This is a genomic window from Gordonia sp. NPDC003376, assembly GCF_053589235.1.
On sequence record NZ_JBSFRM010000006.1, the window covers coordinates 88,308 to 106,190 of the forward strand.

Below are 17,883 nucleotides of genomic sequence, written 5' to 3' on the forward strand. Positions count from 1 at the left end.
ACGGCGGGAAGTCTACCGATGTCGGTCCCACCGTGCGGGGTGCGGCAGCCGCTACGCTGGTGAGCCATGCGCGGGATCATCCTGGCCGGGGGTACCGGCAGCCGCCTGCACCCGATCACCCAGGGTGTGAGCAAACAGCTCGTCCCGGTCTACGACAAACCGATGATCTATTACCCGTTGTCGACGTTGATGCTGGCCGGCATCCGCGACATCCTGATCATCACCACCCCGAACGACGCGGCGGCCTTCCGTGGGTTGCTCGGCGACGGAACGCGATTCGGCATCTCCCTGAGTTACCGTACCCAGGACTCGCCGGACGGTCTGGCACAGGCGTTCACCCTGGGTGCCGGCCACATCGGGGACGACTCGGTGGCTCTCGTGCTCGGCGACAACATCTTCTACGGTCCGGGCCTGGGTACCCAGTTGCAGGGCTTCGGCGACATCGACGGAGGTGCGATCTTCGCGTACCGGGTTGCCGACCCGAGCGCGTACGGCGTCGTCGACTTCGACGAGCACGGCACCGCGGTGTCGTTGGAGGAGAAGCCGAAGAATCCGCGGTCGCATTACGCGGTACCCGGACTGTATTTCTACGACAACGAGGTGATCGAGATCGCACGTGGCCTGAAGCCAAGTGCGCGAGGTGAATACGAGATCACCGACATCAATGCCCACTATCTGGCGCGGGGTCGGTTGAAGGTCACCGTGCTTCCGCGTGGCACGGCATGGCTGGATACCGGTACGTTCGACTCGTTGCTGGACGCCGGGAACTTCGTGCGCACCGTCGAACAGCGGCAGGGCCTCAAGATCGCGGTCCCCGAGGAGATCGCGTGGCGGCGCGGGTTCATCGACGACGTCGAGCTCGCGGCGCGGGCCGAGCCGCTGCGCAAGTCCGGCTACGGCGACTACCTGCTCGAACTGCTGGCCCGCGGCAAGGGTTTCTAGAAGCTCACGATCGAAGGAGACGTTGGACGATGAAGGTGCGACCGCTGACGATCGACGGGGCCTGGGAGTTCACCCCGGTTCTGCACGGTGATGCGCGGGGCCTGTTCACCGAGGCGTTCAAGGCGGACCTGACCTCCGAGACCATCGGCCACCGCTTCGACCTCGCCCAGGTCAACCTGTCGGTGTCGGCGGCGGGGGTGCTGCGCGGCGTGCACTTCGCCGATGTCCCGCCCGGGCAGGCCAAGTACGTCACCTGTCCACAGGGTGCGGTCCTCGACGTGATCGTCGACATCCGCGTCGGTTCGCCCACGTTCGGCACCTACGACACCGTCCTGCTCGACGACGCCGACCGCCGTGCGGTGTACCTGTCGGAAGGGCTCGGTCACGCGTTCTGTGCCCTCGAGGACGGTTCCACGGTCACCTACCTGTGTTCCACCGGGTACAACCCGGGCCGCGAGCACGGCATCGACCCGCTCGACCCGCAGCTGGGCATCGAGTGGCCGACCACCGCCCGTGACGGCTCGCCGTTGACCTACGAGCTCTCGCCCAAGGACACCGAGGCCCCCGGGCTGTTCGCCGCCCGCGACACCGGCCTGCTCCCGCAGTTCGACGACGTGAAGCGGTTCGTGCAGACCCTGTCCTGACGGTGCCTGTCCTGACCGTGCCTGTCCGGACGACTCGTCAGGGTGCTGGCGGATCGTCGGGTGCCTGCGGCGCGGATCCGGACGCGGTCCCGGTGCCCGCGGTCCCGGTACCCGAAGTCTGTGACTCGGCGTTCTGCAAGGCGATGGCGCGGGCGAGCCGTGCATAGCGCACGTCGAGGTCGCGGAATCGGAGATAGGTCGACACGGTGGTGAACGCGAAGGCGATCACCAGCAGGAACAGCACCAGGTCCAGACCTCGCTGGATACCCAGCCGGTTGGCCAGCCAGGTGATGTCGTCCTGCCGGAACATCGCATACAGGCCGAAGGCGACAAACGCGACGAACAGCAGTTTCACTCCGGCCGATGCGCGGGCGGTGCCGCGGTTGACGATGAAGAACACGACCAGTGCGAGGATGCCCACGATCGCCAGGATCTGGAACCAGATCATCTCGCTCACCTCCGCGCCGTGCTGTGGAAGATGCCGTCGGCGAGGATGTTCACCCCGTTGATCAACGACTGCCCCTTGGCGCGCGAGTAGTCGGTGTAGAGGATGGTGACCGGTTGCTCGGCCACCCGCCATCCGTTGCGGTCGATCAGGGTGACGAACTCCGAGGCGTGACTCATCCCGCTCATCAGCAGATCGAGCTGATCGGCGACGGTCCGGTTGAACGCACGCAGCCCGTTGTGCGCATCGGTCAGTCCCAGTCTGCGGGTGCGCGGACTGAGGAACACGATGGTGCGCAACGCCATTCGACGGACGAGTGGCACGGATTCGCTGCGGCCCTCGGCAAACCGGGTACCCACGATGATGTCGATCGGTTCGGTGCGCAGTCGTGCGATCATCGCCACCACGTCGTCGACGCGATGCTGGCCGTCGGCGTCGAAGGTGACGAAGAACCGGGCGCCGGGCCGGGTGCGGGCGTACTCGACACCGGTCTGGATGGCTGCGCCCTGTCCGAGGTTCACCGGATGCCGTACGAGGTGCGCGGGGGTGGCAGCGATGCGCGCGGCGGAATCGTCGCGGCTGCCGTCGTCGACGCACACGATGTTCGGGAACGTCGCGGCTGCCTCGGTGACGACGTCGGCGATGACCTGCGCCTCGTTGTAGACGGGGATCACCAGCCAGACGTCCTCGTTGGTCGTCGCGGGGCCGGTCATGGGCGTAACCCTAGCCGAGCGATCCACAGCAACCTTCTAGGCTGGTCGGGTGCCGATCGACGTGATGATGCCGTACTACGGAGATCCCGGACAGTTCCGACACTCCGTGCGCAGTGTGCTCGCACAGTCCGATCGCGACTTCCGGCTGGTCGTGGTGGACGACTGCTATCCCGACCCGCATCCGCGGGAGTGGCTGCTGGGGTTGGGTGACGGGCGTGTCGAGTACGTGCGCAACGAGACGAATCTCGGGGTGAACGGCAACTTCCGGCGCTGTGTGGAGCTCGTCGCCGCCCCGTGGTTCGTGGTGATGGGCTGCGACGACGTGATGCTGCCGGACTATCTGTCCACCGTTCGGCGCCTCGCCGAGCAGAACCCGGGTGCGGCGGTGATCGCCCCCGGTGTGGAGGTGATCGACGCCGACGACGCCGTGGTCCGGCCGCTCGGTGACCGCATCAAGTCCGTTCTCGCGCCGCGCAGTGCCGGCGTGTTGTCGGGGGAGCGGCTGGCCGCCGGGCTCTACCACGGGAACTGGACCTACTTCCCGTCACTGCTGTGGAACACCGACGCGGTGCGGCAGGTCGGCTTCCGGCCGGGGCTGGAGATCGTGCTCGACCTCGCCCTGCTCGTCGACCTCGCCGCCGCCGGCGGAAGCCTGGTCCACGACCCGACGGTGGTGTTCCGGTACCGCAGACACGGCGACTCGGTGAGTTCGGTGCAGGCGGTCGACGGTCGTCGTTTCGCGGAGGAGAACGCCTTCTTCGACGGTGAGGCGGCCCGATGTGCCGCATTGGGCTGGGGTCGGGCCGCGCGGGCAGCCCGCTGGCATGCGACGTCACGTCTGCACCACGGGATGGCCCGCGTCGCGCGACTGCGTCCCTGACGGGGCGCACCACACCGACCGGGCGGCACTCTCCGTTCACCGGCGCCCGATCGCGTTCACTGGGCGCCCGATCGCGTTCATCGGGCGCTACTTCACGCCGAGTGTGCAGACGATCTGGTCCGAGGGGGCACGATGGGACTCACGGCACCCGACGATGAGAGGTCACGATGGAATTCGACGACGTCATCCGCACCACCTTCGCAGCGCGCGAGTTCACCGACGACCCGGTGCCCGACGACGTGCTCGTCGACATCCTCGACACCGCGCGATTCGCCCCGAGCGGCGGAAATCGGCAGGGTGCGCACATCGTCGTCGTCCGTGACGCCGACACCAAGGCGCGTCTCGCCGAGCTGAGCAAACCCGGCGCCCGACGCTACCTCGCACAACGGAGAAAGGGTGAGAACCCGTGGAATCCGTTGCAGCCCACCACCGCGACTCCCGAGGAGATCGCCGCGGCGCCGGGGGTCGACGCCTTCGTCGGGTCACTCGAGGCTGCGCCCGTGGTGCTGGTGGTGGCCGTGGACCTCGGCGCGGTCGCCACCACCGATTCGGGACTCGACCGCATCGGGATCGTCGGTGGCGCATCGATCTATCCGCTCGTCTGGAACATCCTCACCACCGCCCGCTCCCGCGGATACGGCGGGACCATCACCAGCATGGCCGTCGCCGAGGAACCGGCCGTGCGAGAACTGTTGGGAATACCGGACTCTCACGCACTGGCTGCGGTGGTCCCGCTCGGCAGGCCGGTCCGCCAACTCACCCGTCTGTGCCGGGTCGAGGTGCGCGACTTCGTGACCCGTGAACGCTTCGACGGTGAGCCGTTGACCTGATCGGCCCGGCTCGATATCGAGTCGTCGCCCGTGTCTGTACCACCTCCGGTGGTCGGCCCGCACCCGACCGCCGCTGGCAGCGGGCTGAATCGGACTCGCAAGAAAGAGAATACGTTCTGGTGGAAGAATATTCACTGCAACCAGGCGCCGGCGGCGGGAATCGACTCGGACGGCTACAGTCGGGGACGGAGCTGACAATCACGTGCACCGCCGCCTGCACCCTCAGGCGTGGCGCGGTGACGGCGGGATCGCTGGTCCCATGAATCGATCTGTGTTGGAGACGATACGAATGACACCGCCCGACACGGGTCGAGCAGGGCGTGAAGGAGAACGCCGACGAGCCCGATCCCACGAAGGCAGAGCAGGGCAATCCCGCCTGGTCCTCCATGCAGGGGAAGGTGTGAGGGCCGGGCGGAACTCCGGGCAGCCGAGGGAATGACCACAGCCGCCGGTATCCGCGCGTCATCGGCGCAGGGGCGGTGGCTGATCGTCGCCGCCGTACTCGGTTCCGGGGTGGCGTTCCTCGACAGCACCGTGGTGACGGTCGCACTCCCGGCGATCGCCCGTGACCTCGAGACCGACCTGCGCGGACAGCAGTGGGTGCTCGACGGGTACATGCTGACCCTCGGTGCATTGCTGCTCGTCGGCGGGGTCGCCGGTGATCGCTACGGCCGGCGCGCGGTCTTCGTCGGCGGCCTGGCGGTGTTCGCGGTCGCGTCCGCCGGCTGCGGGCTGGCGCCCACCATCGAGTGGCTCGTCGTCGCCCGACTCGTCCAGGGTGTCGCGGCCGCCGCGGTGGTGCCCGGCAGTCTGGCACTGATCAACGCCGAGATCACCCCGGATGATCGGGGTGGTGCGGTGGGCGTGTGGGCCGGGATGTCCGGTGCCACCAGCGCGTTGGGGCCGTTCATCGGCGGCTGGCTGGTCGACACCGCAACCTGGCGCTGGGTGTTCTTCCTGAGCGTTCCGCTCGCCGTCGCGGCCATCGCGATCGTGGTGTGGCATGTCCCCGAGTCACGGGATCACAGCGGTGGACGCCTCGACATGGCCGGGGCGGCCACCATGACCCTCGGTCTCGCCGGGGTGGTCTACGCGCTGATCGAGGGCCCGGGCCGCGGGTGGTCGATCCCGACGATGGTCGCCGGCGTCGTCGGCATCGTGGCGCTGATCGGTTTCGTCGTCATCGAGACCCGCGTGGCCGACCCCCTGTTGCCGTGGCAGCTGTTCCGGTCGCGGCAGTTCAGCGGCGCCAACCTGACCACCCTGCTGGTGTATGCCGCCCTCGGCGGTGCCCTGTTCCTCCTGGCCCTCCAACTGCAGCAGAGTCTGGGTTACTCGGCATTCGAGGCCGGTGCCGCGATGTTCCCGAGCACGCTCATCATGCTGTTCGGGTCGCCGATCTCCGGACTCCTGGCCCAACGCACCGGACCGCGCATCCCGATGACGATCGGCCCGATGATCGCGGGCACAGGCCTGGCCCTGATGGCGCGTGTGGTTCCGGGTTCGGGCTATCTCGATGCGGTCTTCCCGGCAGTGGTGCTGTTCGGAGTCGGCATGGCCATCACCGTCGCCCCGTTGACCGCGGCGGCTCTCGGTGCCGTCGACGACGCCCGGGCCGGTACCGCATCCGGGGTCAACAACGCCGTCGCCCGCGTGGCCGGACTGGTGGCGGTTGCGGTGCTGCCTGCCGTTGCCGGTCTCGACGTCGGACCGGGGCAGCCACTCGGAACCGGTTTCGGTGTCGCGATGTGGATCGCCGCAGGATGTTGTGCTGCCGGTGGGGTGGTCGCGGCGTCGACGATCCGTCGGGGCGCGGGCTTCCGGCCGCAGGTGATGCCTACGGTGAACAGTGCCTGCCAGGACGCCGTCACCCGCACCGGACCGGTCAGCGGCGGGGAATCCCGAATGCCGTGAACAGGGTTGCCAGCGCGGCGAATCCGACGAGCAGGCCCAACCCGATCGTGTAGCTGTGGTCGACGGCGTCATAGGTCGCACCCATCACCAGCGGTGGGAAGAACCCGCCCAGACCGCCTGCCGCACCGACGATCCCGGTGACCGACCCGACCCGTTCGGCCGGTGCTGCCTGCGCAACCCAGGTGAACACCGATCCGGAGCCGAGGCCCATGCACAGGGCCATCAGGACGAAGTCGACGCCCGCGGGCAGTTCCAGTGGTGGTTGGGTCATCATCCAGATCGCCAGGACCGCGGCACCGCCACACGAGATCAGTGTGATCGGCCGCGGTCCGAACCGGTCGGCGAGCACCCCGCCGACGGGGCGTGCGATGACCGCGGCGATCGCGAATCCGGCGGTGCGCGTGCCCGCGGCCTTGATGTCCAGCGAGTACACATCGTTGAGATAGGTCGGCAGGTAGGTGGAGAACGCGACGAATCCGCCGAATGCCGCGGCATAGAGGAAACTCATCTGCCACGTCACCGGGAGCTTCGCCGCAGCAACCAGTTTCGGTACCACCGGATCATGGTTGGGCGCCCAGCGCGGAGAATCCCGCATCCAGGTGCGGCAGATCAGCGCGACCACCACCAGCACCACCGCGATGATCACATGCGTGGCGACATAGCCGAACCACGACACGAATCGTGGGGTGAAGTAGGCCGAGAGGGCGGTCCCGCCCATACCTGCGCCGAAGACACCGGTGGCGAATCCACGTCGGGACGGGTCGTACCAGGAGTTCACGAACGGGATGCCGACGGCGAATGTGGTGCCCCCGATCCCGAGGAAGAATCCGGCGACGATCAGCAACCAGTAGCTGTCGAGGTACCCGCCCAGCGCCACCAGCAGGACGAACGGGACGGTCGCGATCAGCAGGATCGGGAACATGGTGCGGCCACCGAACCGATCGGTGAGGGCACCGGTGAGGATTCGGCCCACCGAACCCACCAGGATCGGGACGGCCACCAGCACCGACTTCTGCGATGCCGACAACCCGAGGTCGTCGGCGTACCGGATACCCAACGGCCCGATCAGGTTCCATGCCCAGAAGCTGACGGTGAAGGCGAGGGTCGCCAGGGCCAGGTTGACCGACTGCGCACGTGCGGAGACGGCGACGGGGGCGGCGGGCACGGTGGTCATCGGTCGCGATCCCTCACTCCGACCGGGGCCCAGCCCGGTCGGCTCGGACGGTTTCCGGGCGCGGCCGCCACGTCACGGCTGCGGTAGACGATGTAGGGCCGGAAGAAGTAGTGCAGTGGCGCGGTGAAGATGTGGACCAGCCGGGTGAACGGCACCAGACAGAACAGCAGCATGCCGATCACCACGTGGATGTGGAACCGTAACGGCGCCGCCGACATCGCGTCGATGTCGGGGTGGAGGAAGAAGACCGACCGGAACCACGGTGAGACGGTCTCCCGGTAGTTCACCCCCTCACCGTGGGGGTCGACCGCGCCGACCACGGTGATCACGGTGCCGGCCACCAGGGCGCAGACGAGCACCAGGTACATGATCTTGTCGTTGCGGGTGGTCGCCATGAACACCGGTCCGGTGGTGCGGCGTCGATAGATCAGCAGACCCACGCCGACCAGGGTGGCGACGGCGGCGATCAGTCCGAAACCGGCTGCACCCCAGTGGTACATCGTCTCCGAGACCCCGATGGCGTCGGTCCATGACCGGGGGATGGCCAGGCCGATGGCGTGGCCGGCGATCACCACGAGGATGCCGTAGTGGAACAGGGGGGAGGCGAATCGCAACAGCCGCGACTCGTACAGCTCCGACGAGCGGGTGGTCCAGCCGAACTTGTCGTAACGGTAGCGCCAGATGGTGCCGCCGATGACGGTCAGAAGCGTGATGTACGGGAGGACTCCCCACAGGAAGATGCTCATCGGAACGTCTCCAGACCGACTGCCTCGATGGGGATCTCGGTACGCACCCCGATTCCCGCACCCTCCCCGGCGGGGAGGGTGGAGCAGATCGCGGTGAGGACGTCGGCATGGCGGCTGCCACGCTCGGTCAATGCCTGCCGGATCGACTCGAGGGCCCGTCGGTGTGTCCGGAGCAGTTCGGTGCCACGCTCGGGATCGGCGATGGCGCAGAACTCCAGGATGATCGGGAGATGATCCGGCAGCTCGCCGTGGAGGTCGACGACGAAACCGGAATCGCGGTAGAGCTGTTTGATCGCGGCCAGTGATTCACCGCGGCGTCGGGTGTCACCGTCGGTCCAATAGGTCAGGTACAGAGTGTGTTTGCGATTCAGGTCGAACAGCTCGATGTAGTCGTGCCGCAACACCGCCGGCGGTGTCTGGGCGAGATGTCGCACCATGCCGCGCAGCAGATCGGTGGTCTCGGTGTCATCCCGTTCGACCAGTGCGGCGTCGAGCAGGGGAAGGCGTGCCAGCAGCGCGTCGTCCGGGTATCCCAGACACCACGACGCCACCTGATGGACGACGCGATGATCGGTGGTGGTGAGGGGGCGTCGCATCCGCAGCCTCATGATCGGTCCTCACGACGCGGGAACAGGCCGGCCGGCACGCCGTTGCCGTCCCAGTTCAGCAGGTTGGTGCGGCCGGCCAGCACCGACTCGCTGGTCGCCGAATCGCTGGTCTGGCGTTGGCGCAGCGCGTGGAAGGTCTCCACCGACACCGGGGCGGGCCGGCCGCTGGCCTCGCCGAAGGCCCCCGACTCGAACATCCCGGGTCCGTCGTCGTAGTCCAGGGAGCACGCCATCTCGTCGAGATTCGTCGCCTGCTCGAGATGCGCCGGCGGGATCACGTAGCGCTCTTCGTATTTGGCGAGTGCCATCAGCCGGTACATCTGGTAGATCTGCTCCTCCGACAGCCCGACCGACGCCGGGATGGTCGCGTCGGCCTCGCGCCCGAGGGTCACATCGCGCATGTAGGAGCGCATCGCGGCGAGGCGACGCAGCACGGTGTCGATCACGTCGGTGTCTCCGGCGGTGAACAACTCGGCCAGATACTCCACCGGGATGCGAAGGGTGTCGATGGCGCCGAACAGATTTCGGTGGTCCTCGGCGTCGTGGCCCTGCCCGGCGAGCAGGTCCACGATCGGCGACAGGGGCGGGACGTACCAGACCATCGGCATGGTGCGGTACTCCGGGTGCAACGGCAACGCCACCCGGAACTCCTTGGCCAGCGCATAGATCGGGGACCGGCGTGCGGCATCGAGCCAGTCCTCGGGAATACCGTCCCGGCGCGCCGCGGCGATGATCTGTGGGTCGTTCGGGTCGAGCAGGAGGTCCAATTGCGCCTGATACAGGTCCTGCGGATCCGGGGTGGACGCCGCGGCGGTCACCGCGTCGACGTCGTAGAGGAACAGACCGAGGTACCGGAGGCGGCCGACGCAGGTCTCCGAGCACACCGTCGGTTGTCCCACCTCGATCCGCGGGTAGCACAGCGTGCACTTCTCGGCCTTGCCCGACTTGTGGTTGAAATAGATCTTCTTGTAAGGACATCCGGTGATGCACTGCCGCCAGCCCCGGCAGCGGTCCTGATCCACCAGCACGATCCCGTCCTCGGCGCGTTTGTAGATCGCCCCGGACGGGCACGACGCCATACACGACGGATTGAGGCAGTGCTCGCAGATCCGCGGCAGATAGAACATGAAGGTCTGCTCGAAGCTGAACGTCACCGCATCGGACGACTCCTGCCGCAGCTTGGCGACGACGGGGTCGAGATCGCCGTGTTCGGGTGCGCCGCCGAGGTTGTCGTCCCAGTTGGCCGACCAGGTGACCTCGGTGTCCTCGCCGGTCAGCAGTGACTTGGGTCGGGCGACCGGGAAGTCGTCGCCGAGTGGCGCCCCGACCAGCGTCTGATAGTCGTAGGTCCAGGGCTCGTAGTAGTCGGAGATGGTGGGCTGCACCGGGCTGGCGAAGATGGTGAGCAGCTTCTGCAGCCGTCCGCCGGTACGCAACCGCAGCTTCCCGCGCCGGTTGAGCCGCCATCCGCCCCGCCAGTGGTCCTGGTCCTCGTATCGTCGTGGATACCCTTGTCCAGGGCGGGTTTCGACGTTGTTGAACCAGACGTACTCGGTACCGGAACGGTTGGTCCACGCCTGTTTGCACGTCACCGAGCAGGTGTGGCAGCCGATGCACTTGTCGAGGTTCATCACCATCCCGACCTGCGCCATCACTCGCATCAGTAGGTCACCTCCTGGCTGCGCCTGCGAATGGTCGACACCATGTCACGCTGGTTGCCGGTCGGACCGAGATAGTTGAAGGCATACGACAACTGGGCATACCCGCCGATCAGGTGGGTCGGCTTCACCAGCAGCCGGGTGACGGAGTTGTGGATGCCGCCGCGGCGTCCGGTGGCCTCCGACTTCGGTACGTCGATGGTTCGTTCCTGCGCGTGGTAGACGTAGCAGACGCCCTCGGGCATACGGTGACTCACGATCGCCCGGCACACCAGGACCCCGTTGGCGTTGACACATTCGATCCATTCGTTGTCGGACACCCCGATCGCGGCGGCATCGGCGGGACCGAGCCAGGCGGTGGGCCCGCCGCGCGAGAGCGACAGCATGAACAGGTTGTCCTGGTACTCGGAGTGGATGGACCACTTGGAATGGGGTGTCAGGTAGCGCACCGTGACCTGCTGTGCGCCATCGGGTCCCAACTTGGGTTCCCCGAACAACCGGTGCATGTCCAGCGGTGGGCGATAGATCGGCAAGGCCTCGCCGAGATCGATCATCCAGTCGTGATCGAGGTAGAAGTGCATTCGGCCGCTGAGGGTGTGGAAGGGTTTGAGTCGCTCGATGTTCGTGGTGAACGGGGCATAGCGGCGACCACCGGTCTCCGAGCCCGACCACTCCGGTGAGGTGATCACCGGTACCGGTGCGCGCTGGGTGTCGGCGAAGGTGATGCGTTTGTCCTCGGCGCCGGTCGCGAGGTCGGTGAGCTGCTTGCCGACGCGGCGTCCGAGCTTCTCGAATCCGTCGACGGCCAACGCGCCGTTGGTGGTTCCCGACAACGCCAGGATGGCCTCGGCGAGTGTGGCGTCGGTGTCGATCGCGGGTCGGCCGTCGCCGGCGCCGCCGAGCATCACCCCGTTGGTCCCGGCCAGCTGCGTTGTGGCCTCGGTCAGGTCGAAGGTGACGTTCTTGACCGTGAAACCGAGTGTGTCGGCGAGTGGACCGATCGCGGCGAGTTTGTCGGCGATCGCGGTGTAGTCGCGCTCGACGACGCTGAACACCCCCATGTTCTTGCCGGGTACCGCCGGGATGTCGGGGTCCCGCCAATCCCGTACTCGCCCATGCGGTTGGGCGGTCTCGCCGGGTGTGTCGTGCTGTAGCGGCACACTCACCAGGTCCTTGCGCACCCCGAGATGGGTGCGGGCGAGGTCGGAGAGTTTGCGGGCGAGCAGATGGAACAGATCGAAATCCGACTTCGCCTCCCACGGTGGGGTGATGGCCGGGGAGAACGCGTGGACGAACGGATGCATGTCGGTGGAGGAGAGGTCGTGCTTCTCGTACCAGGTGGCGGCCGGCAGGACCACATCCGAGAGCAGCGTGGTGGAGGTCATCCGGAAGTCCGCCGACAGCAACAGGTCGAGTTTGCCCTCCGGGGCCTGGTCGCGCCAGACGACCTCGGACGGCCGTGGGGTCTCGGGGGTCTCGGTCCCCAGCACGTTGTGGTGAGTACCCAGCAGGTGCCGCAGGAAGTACTCGTTGCCCTTCGCCGACGATCCGAGCAGGTTCGACCGCCACAGCACCAGGGTCCGCGGCCAGTTCTCCGGGGCGTCGATGTCGGTGATCGCCGGGGTCAGCCGTCCGTCGACGAGCCGTGCGGCCACCTCGGTCGGGACATCGGTGGCCGCACCGGAATCCACGGCGGCGGTCACCTCGTCGGCGATGTCGAGCGGGTTGCGGTCGAACTGTGGATAGAACGGCATCCAGCCCAGGCGTGCGGACTGGGCGATCGCGTCGGCGGTGTGTTCGTGGGTGAGGGTGCCGCGGGCCAGCGGCGAGGCCAGCGACGCCGCGGAGTAGCCGTCGTTGCGCCACTGGTCGGTGTGCATGTACCAGTACGACGTCCCGGTCATGGTGCGTGGCGGGCGGGACCAGTCCAGGGCGTTGGCCAGCGAGATCCAGCCGGTGATCGGGCGGCACTTCTCCTGTCCGACGTAGTGGGCCCAGCCGCCGCCGTTGCGGCCCATGCTGCCGGTGAGGATCAGCAGTGACAGGATGGCCCGGTAGGTGGCGTCGCCGTGGAACCACTGGCAGATCCCGGCACCCATGATGATCATCGAACGGCCACCGGATTCGGCTGCGTTGTCGGCGAATTCGCGGGCGATCCGGATCGCCGCCTGCGCCGGGACGCCGGTGATCTCGGACTGCCAGGCCGGGGTGTAGGGGGTGTCGGCGTCGTCATAGCCCGACGCCCAGTCGCCGGGGAGTCCGTCGCGGCCGACGCCGTACTGGGCGAGCATCAGGTCGAAGACCGTGGTCACCAGATGTCCGTTGACGCGGACGGCGGGGACCCCGCGGTGCAGCACCGATCCGCTGCCGTCGGGGGCGTCGAACGCCGGGAGCGAGATCGGCACCGACTCCGCGTCGGCGCGGCCGTACAGCGACAGCGCCGGTGTCACCCCCTCGAGATCGAGATTCCAGCGCCCCTCACCCGATTCGGAGTAGCGAAAACCCATGGAACCGTTGGGGATCACCGGCATCCCGGTCTGCTCGTCGAGCAGAACCGTCTTCCACAGGGCGTCGTCGCCGGTCGCATCGGCGCCCGGGAGCCCGGTCTCGTCGGCGGTGACGAACTTGCCCGGCACCCAGCCGGCGTCGGTCTGGTCGAGATGGATCAGGAACGGCAGGTCGGTGTAGGTGCGGACGTAGTCGGTGAAGAACGGGGTGTCGCGGGCGACGAAGAACTCCGAGAGGATGACATGGCCCATCGCCATGGCGAGGGCGGCGTCGGTACCGGCCTGCGCGGGCAGCCATTCGTCGGCGAACTTGGTGTTGTCGGCGTAATCGGGGCTGACGGTGACGATCTTGGTGCCGCGATAGCGGACCTCGGCCATCCAGTGGGCGTCGGGGGTGCGGGTGACCGGGACATTCGATCCCCACATCATCAGATAGCTCGCATCCCACCAGTCACCGGATTCGGGGACGTCGGTCTGGTCGCCGAACACCTGGGGACTCGCGACCGGCAGGTCGGCGTACCAGTCGTAGAACGACGTCATCACGCCGCCGATGAGCTGGATGAATCGCGTTCCGACGCAGTGGCTCACCATCGACATGGCCGGGATCGGGGAGAACCCGGCGCAGCGGTCGGGGCCGTGGGTCTTGATCGTGTGGACGTGGGCCGCGGCGGCGATCTCGACGGCCTCGTCCCAGCCGATCCGGATCAGGCCGCCCTTGCCGCGGGCCTGCTGATAGGCGCGACGACGCACCGGGTCGCCGACCACGTCGGCCCACGCCAGAACCGGGTCGCCGAGCTTTTCTCTTGCCGCCCGGTACATCTCGACGAGGACCCCGCGTGCGTACGGGTGACGCACGCGGGTGGGGGAGTAGGTGTACCAGGAGAATGCGGCGCCGCGCGGGCATCCGCGCGGTTCGTATTCGGGGCGGTCGGGGCCGACCGACGGGTAATCGGTCTCCTGGGTCTCCCAGGTGATGATGCCGTCTTTGACGTAGACCTTCCACGAACACGAGCCGGTGCAATTGACCCCGTGGGTCGATCGCACGATCTTGTCGTGACTCCAGCGGTCGCGGTAGAACACATCGCCGGCACGCCCGCCGTTGCGGAAAACCACTCGCTCGTCGGCGGTTTCATCCCAGCGGGTGAAGAATCTGCCGACGTTCAGCAGCGAGGAGGCCGCAGGGCCCTGTACGTCCGGTGATCCGGCCATGGGCCTCACCCTACGGCGCATGCCGATTCGGTGCCGGGTGATCGGACGAAATGCACAATCGCTCAGATCTGCCTATCCACTGAATTCGGTGAATGGCGGGTGAACCTGCGCCGGTACGGAAGTGGTCACCGAATTACTGATTCGCAGAAATCCGAGATCGACCGTATGGAATGCGCGGATTTCACATGGGATACTCGCAATTGTGAGGTCTGTGTCGAATCGATGACACAGACCGTCATCCGGTGATGACGGTCAGCAGTACCGCCGAATCCTGCTGGGCCGACAGCCCGTGTCGCTCATCCGGGATGGTGACGAGGTCGCCGTCGGTGCCCTGCCAGGACCGGACGCCGGCGGTGAGCGTCACGTGCCCGCGCAGCACCTGCAGAGTGGCCTCGGCGGGGGCCTCGTGTTCGGCGAGTACCGATCCGGCGGTCAAGGCGATGACGGTCTGGCGCAGACGCTGCTGCGAACCGCCGTGCAGGGTCTGGGCGGCGCGTCCGTTGTGCCCGCGGTGGGCGGTGGTGATGAGTTCGTCGACGACGGTGGGCAGGTTGGAGGATTCCATGTCTTCACTGTGACACCGACACCGGCGTGGTGGCGGGGAACCGGACATGTCACAGCCACGCGAGCGCGGCGACGACCAGTGCCTCGGTGCCGGTGTCGAGGGTCGGCTGCATGACCGGGGCGAACGTCGGGGAGTGATTGACCGGGATGTCCTGGTCGATCCGGCCCTCGGCCTCGGCCTGCTGGTAGAGCTCCGGGTCGATCCCGCCGAATCCCCAGTACGTGTACGGAACCCCGAGCGCGTCGGGGATGTCGCTGAAGTCCTCACTGGCGGGCTGGAGCGGCAACTGTACGGCGCGATCGCCGAAGAACGCGGCGAGCGCATCGGTCACCCGCGCGGTGACGGCCTCGTCGTTGACGGTCGGTGGGAAGTGGTCGTACAGCTCGAACTCCGGCGGCTGCGGCGACCCGGCCGCCTGGCACTCGGCCTCGACGATGCGGTGGATCGCGCCCAGTACTTTCTCGCGTACCTCGTCGGAGTAGGTGCGGATGTTGAGTTCGAGGATCGCCGAATCTGCGATGACGTTGCTCTTCGTCCCGGCGTGGAGGGCGCCGATGGTCAGCACCGCGATGTCGGCGGGTGCCACCTCGCGGGCTACCACCGTCTGCAGGCGCACCACGACAGACGCCGCGAGCACCACGGCATCGACGGCGGCCTGTGGCATCGACCCGTGCGCACCACGGCCGTGCAGGGTGATGCGCAGACTGTCGGCGGCCGAGAGCACCGGCCCGGAGCGGGTGCCGACGATCCCGGCGGGCGCCGGCAGCACATGCTGGGACAGGGCGACGTCGATCGGGGGGAGGACGCCGGCGAGCCCGTCGTCGACCATGCGGGCGGCACCGTCGCCGAACTCCTCGGCGGGTTGGAACAGTGCCACGAAAGTTCCCGACCAGTGGTCGGTGCCGCGGGCGAGGAGTTCGGCAGCGCCCAGCAGGCAGGTGACGTGGACGTCGTGACCGCACGCATGCATCACCGGAACCGTTGTGCCGGATCGGTCCTGGGCCTGCGCCCTGCTCGCGTAGGGGAGTCCGGTCGCCTCGGCGACCGGCAGTGCGTCCATGTCGGCACGGGCCAGGACGGTGGGCCCGTCGCCGTTGCGGAGGATGCCCACCACCCCGGTGCCGCCGATTCCGTCGTGGATCTCGAGATCGAGTCCGCGGAGCCGCTCGCCGACCAGCGAAGAGGTCCGGTGTTCCTGATGGGAGAGTTCGGGGTGCTGGTGCAGGTCGCGATAGACCTCGGCCTGCCATTCGCGGGTGCCGTCCAGGCCGTCCAGGACCGATTGGGCACGTGGATGATCGGCCATGGGAACCTCCGCGACAGTTCAGGAACGAGGGGCCGGGGTATCGGTGGTGACGATACCCGCGTGGTCCCGCGATCCGGGTTCTTCACCGACCTCGGTGGGCGGAGCTGCCAGGCCCGCGGCTTGACTACTCATAATCCTATGATATTAACTGTGATGTGTCGCACATGATGGCGCGCAAGTGACGCGAACCGTGTTCGTGCGACGTTCCACCACCGCACTCGGGTCCCCACCCCCCACCCGGGCCCGGGTACGCCCACATCGTCTCCTCTGCGCAGGCCCGGCCTCGGGCGGCGCGACTTCATCCACCAAGGACTCCGAGATGGCACAGCACACCCCCCACCCGCCGGGAACCGGCACCCGTCAGCCGCGCCGAGCGGCCCTGTCGAGCTTCCTCGGCACCACCATCGAGTACTACGACTTCTTCGTCTACGGATCGCTGGCCGCGCTGCTGTTCGACCAGATCTTCTTCGGCAACCTCAGCCCCACCATGGGGACCATCGCGGCGCTGCTGACGCTGGCCGCCGGGTATGTCGCGCGATTCGTCGGAGCGGCGGTTTTCGGGCACTTCGGGGATCGGATCGGGCGCCGACCGATGCTGATGGTCACCCTCGTGGTCATGGGCCTGGCCAGCGGTGCCATCGGCCTGCTGCCGACCGAGGCTCAGATCGGTGTCGCCGCACCGTTGATCCTGTTGATCCTGCGGATCGTCCAGGGGATCGCCGTGGGTGGTGAGTACGGCGGGGCGGTCCTGATGACCGCCGAGCATGCGACCGGACGCCGACGCGGTCTGGTCGCGAGCGCGATCTCGTCGGGCGCGAGCCTCGGTGCGTTCCTCGCCGGTGTCACCGTGCTGGTGCTCACCACGACGCTGAGTTCCGAGCAACTCCTGAGTTGGGGATGGCGTGTTCCATTCCTGGTCGGGTTCGCCCTGGTGGTGGTGGCGGTCTACGTCCGGGCCGGTCTCGACGAGTCGCCGGTGTTCACCGCCGACATCGGGCAGAATGCTCGCGCGTCTCGTACACCGGTCGCCGAAGTATTTGTGCACCAATGGGTTCCGGTACTCAAGGGGGCGGGGCTGCTGCTCGCGGCACTGGCCGGACAGGGCGTGGTGAACACCTTCCTGATCTCGTATGCCCCGTCCATCGGCTACGCGCGGAACTCCGCACTCCTCGGTGGTGTGATCGGCGCCCTGATCTGTGTGTTCACCGCGCCGGTGTACGCCGCGCTGTCCGACCGGATCGGGCGTCGTCCGGTGCTCCTGTGGGGAAGCCTCGGGACGGGGATCATGGCCTTCCCGATGTTCTCGCTGATCCAGACCGGCGAACCGGCGGCCCTGATCGGGTGCATCGCGGTCTACATCGGGTTCGTGTGGATCGCCGTGCCCGCGGTGGCCCCGGCGGTTCTCAGTGAGCTGTTCCCGACCCGGGTCCGCTACACGGGCGTCTCGCTGAGCTACCAGCTCGGGACCATGATCGGGGCCGGCTTCAGCCCCGTCATCGCGGCCGCGGTGGTGGCCGCCGCAGACGGCGGCACCGCGGGGATCAGCTGGATGCTGGCCGGTTGCACGGTGGTCAGCGTTGTCGCGATCTGGTCGATCGGCGAGACCCGGCACGTCGACCTCCATGGCAGTGGGGATTCATCGAATTCGACAGCACAACAGAAGATTCCGGACGCAGTTCGGAACGGTGAGCCGGTCTGACGTCCGGGACATGCGCGCGGTGATCGGTCGGCGTCGGGACGTC

General features: G+C 67.5%; 15 protein-coding genes. 6 read left to right on the forward strand and 9 right to left on the reverse strand.

The features are described 5' to 3' along the window. Positions 1–66: 66 nt before the first annotated feature. Together rfbA and ACWDUA_RS08725 are read left to right on the forward strand one after the other, a co-directional pair. Positions 67–942, forward strand: coding sequence for a glucose-1-phosphate thymidylyltransferase RfbA (gene rfbA / locus ACWDUA_RS08720; protein ID WP_449750609.1), 876 nt, complete (start codon positions 67–69; stop codon positions 940–942). Between the two features lie 29 nt (positions 943–971). Beyond that, entirely contained in the window at positions 972–1,586 is a 615-nt protein-coding gene (locus ACWDUA_RS08725; protein WP_449750610.1) for a dTDP-4-dehydrorhamnose 3,5-epimerase family protein, read from the forward strand. 37 nt (positions 1,587–1,623) lie between these two features. Here ACWDUA_RS08725 and ACWDUA_RS08730 read toward each other — a convergent pair whose 3' ends face one another. Then, positions 1,624–2,034, reverse strand: coding sequence for a DUF2304 family protein (locus tag ACWDUA_RS08730; protein ID WP_449750611.1), 411 nt, complete (start codon positions 2,032–2,034; stop codon positions 1,624–1,626). 5 nt (positions 2,035–2,039) lie between these two features. Next, positions 2,040–2,744, reverse strand: coding sequence for a glycosyltransferase family 2 protein (locus ACWDUA_RS08735; protein ID WP_449750612.1), 705 nt, complete (start codon positions 2,742–2,744; stop codon positions 2,040–2,042). A 49-nt stretch (positions 2,745–2,793) separates the two neighbouring features. Between ACWDUA_RS08735 and ACWDUA_RS08740 the strand changes: the two genes are divergently transcribed. From ACWDUA_RS08740 to ACWDUA_RS08750, 3 genes are all read left to right on the forward strand, one after another. Next, the gene (locus tag ACWDUA_RS08740) at positions 2,794–3,624 is read left to right on the forward strand and encodes a glycosyltransferase family 2 protein (RefSeq protein WP_449750613.1); all 831 of its coding nucleotides are present in this window, start codon (positions 2,794–2,796) and stop codon (positions 3,622–3,624) included. A gap of 167 nt (positions 3,625–3,791) precedes the next feature. Next, the gene (locus ACWDUA_RS08745) at positions 3,792–4,454 is read left to right on the forward strand and encodes a nitroreductase family protein (protein ID WP_449750614.1); all 663 of its coding nucleotides are present in this window, start codon (positions 3,792–3,794) and stop codon (positions 4,452–4,454) included. 435 nt (positions 4,455–4,889) lie between these two features. After that, positions 4,890–6,368 (forward strand): DHA2 family efflux MFS transporter permease subunit, encoded by a 1,479-nt coding sequence (locus ACWDUA_RS08750; protein ID WP_449750615.1) that lies wholly within the window; start codon positions 4,890–4,892, stop codon positions 6,366–6,368. Here the strand turns inward: ACWDUA_RS08750 and ACWDUA_RS08755 are convergent. The 7 genes from ACWDUA_RS08755 to ACWDUA_RS08785 all read right to left on the reverse strand — a co-directional run bounded on the left by ACWDUA_RS08755 (position 6,340) and on the right by ACWDUA_RS08785 (position 16,141). Then, positions 6,340–7,542, reverse strand: a complete 1,203-nt coding sequence (locus ACWDUA_RS08755; protein WP_449750616.1) for an MFS transporter — start codon at positions 7,540–7,542, stop codon at positions 6,340–6,342. The genes ACWDUA_RS08750 and ACWDUA_RS08755 overlap by 29 nt on opposite strands. Then, positions 7,539–8,288 carry a respiratory nitrate reductase subunit gamma gene (gene narI, locus ACWDUA_RS08760; RefSeq protein WP_449750617.1) on the reverse strand — a complete coding sequence of 250 codons (750 nt, stop codon included), beginning with the start codon at positions 8,286–8,288 and terminating at the stop codon, positions 7,539–7,541. Before narI ends, ACWDUA_RS08755 begins: the two co-directional genes overlap by 4 nt. After that, the gene (gene narJ / locus ACWDUA_RS08765) at positions 8,285–8,896 is read right to left on the reverse strand and encodes a nitrate reductase molybdenum cofactor assembly chaperone (RefSeq protein ID WP_449750618.1); all 612 of its coding nucleotides are present in this window, start codon (positions 8,894–8,896) and stop codon (positions 8,285–8,287) included. Before narJ ends, narI begins: the two co-directional genes overlap by 4 nt. Then, positions 8,893–10,557: a nitrate reductase subunit beta gene (gene narH, locus ACWDUA_RS08770; RefSeq protein ID WP_449750619.1), complete on the reverse strand. Its 1,665-nt coding sequence runs from the start codon at positions 10,555–10,557 to the stop codon at positions 8,893–8,895. The genes narJ and narH overlap by 4 nt, the downstream gene beginning before the upstream one ends. Then, positions 10,557–14,270 (reverse strand): nitrate reductase subunit alpha, encoded by a 3,714-nt coding sequence (locus ACWDUA_RS08775; RefSeq protein WP_449750620.1) that lies wholly within the window; start codon positions 14,268–14,270, stop codon positions 10,557–10,559. Before ACWDUA_RS08775 ends, narH begins: the two co-directional genes overlap by 1 nt. 235 nt (positions 14,271–14,505) lie before the next feature. After that, entirely contained in the window at positions 14,506–14,835 is a 330-nt protein-coding gene (locus ACWDUA_RS08780; RefSeq protein ID WP_449750621.1) for a LuxR family transcriptional regulator, read from the reverse strand. A gap of 49 nt (positions 14,836–14,884) precedes the next feature. Further along, entirely contained in the window at positions 14,885–16,141 is a 1,257-nt protein-coding gene (locus ACWDUA_RS08785; protein WP_449750622.1) for an amidohydrolase, read from the reverse strand. A gap of 319 nt (positions 16,142–16,460) precedes the next feature. Between ACWDUA_RS08785 and ACWDUA_RS08790 the strand changes: the two genes are divergently transcribed. After that, positions 16,461–17,840, forward strand: a complete 1,380-nt coding sequence (locus ACWDUA_RS08790) for an MFS transporter (RefSeq protein ID WP_449750623.1) — start codon at positions 16,461–16,463, stop codon at positions 17,838–17,840. The last annotated feature ends 43 nt before the right edge of the window (positions 17,841–17,883 follow it).

Bases quoted from the DNA above. Each gene is read 5' to 3' on its own strand.
- rfbA (WP_449750609.1), top strand. From the start codon at position 67: ATGCGCGGGATCATCCTGGCCGGGGGTACCGGCAGCCGCCTGCACCCG.
- ACWDUA_RS08725 (WP_449750610.1), top strand. From the start codon at position 972: ATGAAGGTGCGACCGCTGACGATCGACGGGGCCTGGGAGTTCACCCCG.
- ACWDUA_RS08730 (WP_449750611.1), bottom strand. From the start codon at position 2,034: ATGATCTGGTTCCAGATCCTGGCGATCGTGGGCATCCTCGCACTGGTC.
- ACWDUA_RS08735 (WP_449750612.1), bottom strand. From the start codon at position 2,744: ATGACCGGCCCCGCGACGACCAACGAGGACGTCTGGCTGGTGATCCCC.
- ACWDUA_RS08745 (WP_449750614.1), top strand. From the start codon at position 3,792: ATGGAATTCGACGACGTCATCCGCACCACCTTCGCAGCGCGCGAGTTC.
- ACWDUA_RS08750 (WP_449750615.1), top strand. From the start codon at position 4,890: ATGACCACAGCCGCCGGTATCCGCGCGTCATCGGCGCAGGGGCGGTGG.
- ACWDUA_RS08755 (WP_449750616.1), bottom strand. From the start codon at position 7,542: ATGACCACCGTGCCCGCCGCCCCCGTCGCCGTCTCCGCACGTGCGCAG.
- narI (WP_449750617.1), bottom strand. From the start codon at position 8,288: ATGAGCATCTTCCTGTGGGGAGTCCTCCCGTACATCACGCTTCTGACC.
- narJ (WP_449750618.1), bottom strand. From the start codon at position 8,896: ATGAGGCTGCGGATGCGACGCCCCCTCACCACCACCGATCATCGCGTC.
- narH (WP_449750619.1), bottom strand. From the start codon at position 10,557: ATGCGAGTGATGGCGCAGGTCGGGATGGTGATGAACCTCGACAAGTGC.
- ACWDUA_RS08775 (WP_449750620.1), bottom strand. From the start codon at position 14,270: ATGGCCGGATCACCGGACGTACAGGGCCCTGCGGCCTCCTCGCTGCTG.
- ACWDUA_RS08780 (WP_449750621.1), bottom strand. From the start codon at position 14,835: ATGGAATCCTCCAACCTGCCCACCGTCGTCGACGAACTCATCACCACC.
- ACWDUA_RS08785 (WP_449750622.1), bottom strand. From the start codon at position 16,141: ATGGCCGATCATCCACGTGCCCAATCGGTCCTGGACGGCCTGGACGGC.
- ACWDUA_RS08790 (WP_449750623.1), top strand. From the start codon at position 16,461: ATGGCACAGCACACCCCCCACCCGCCGGGAACCGGCACCCGTCAGCCG.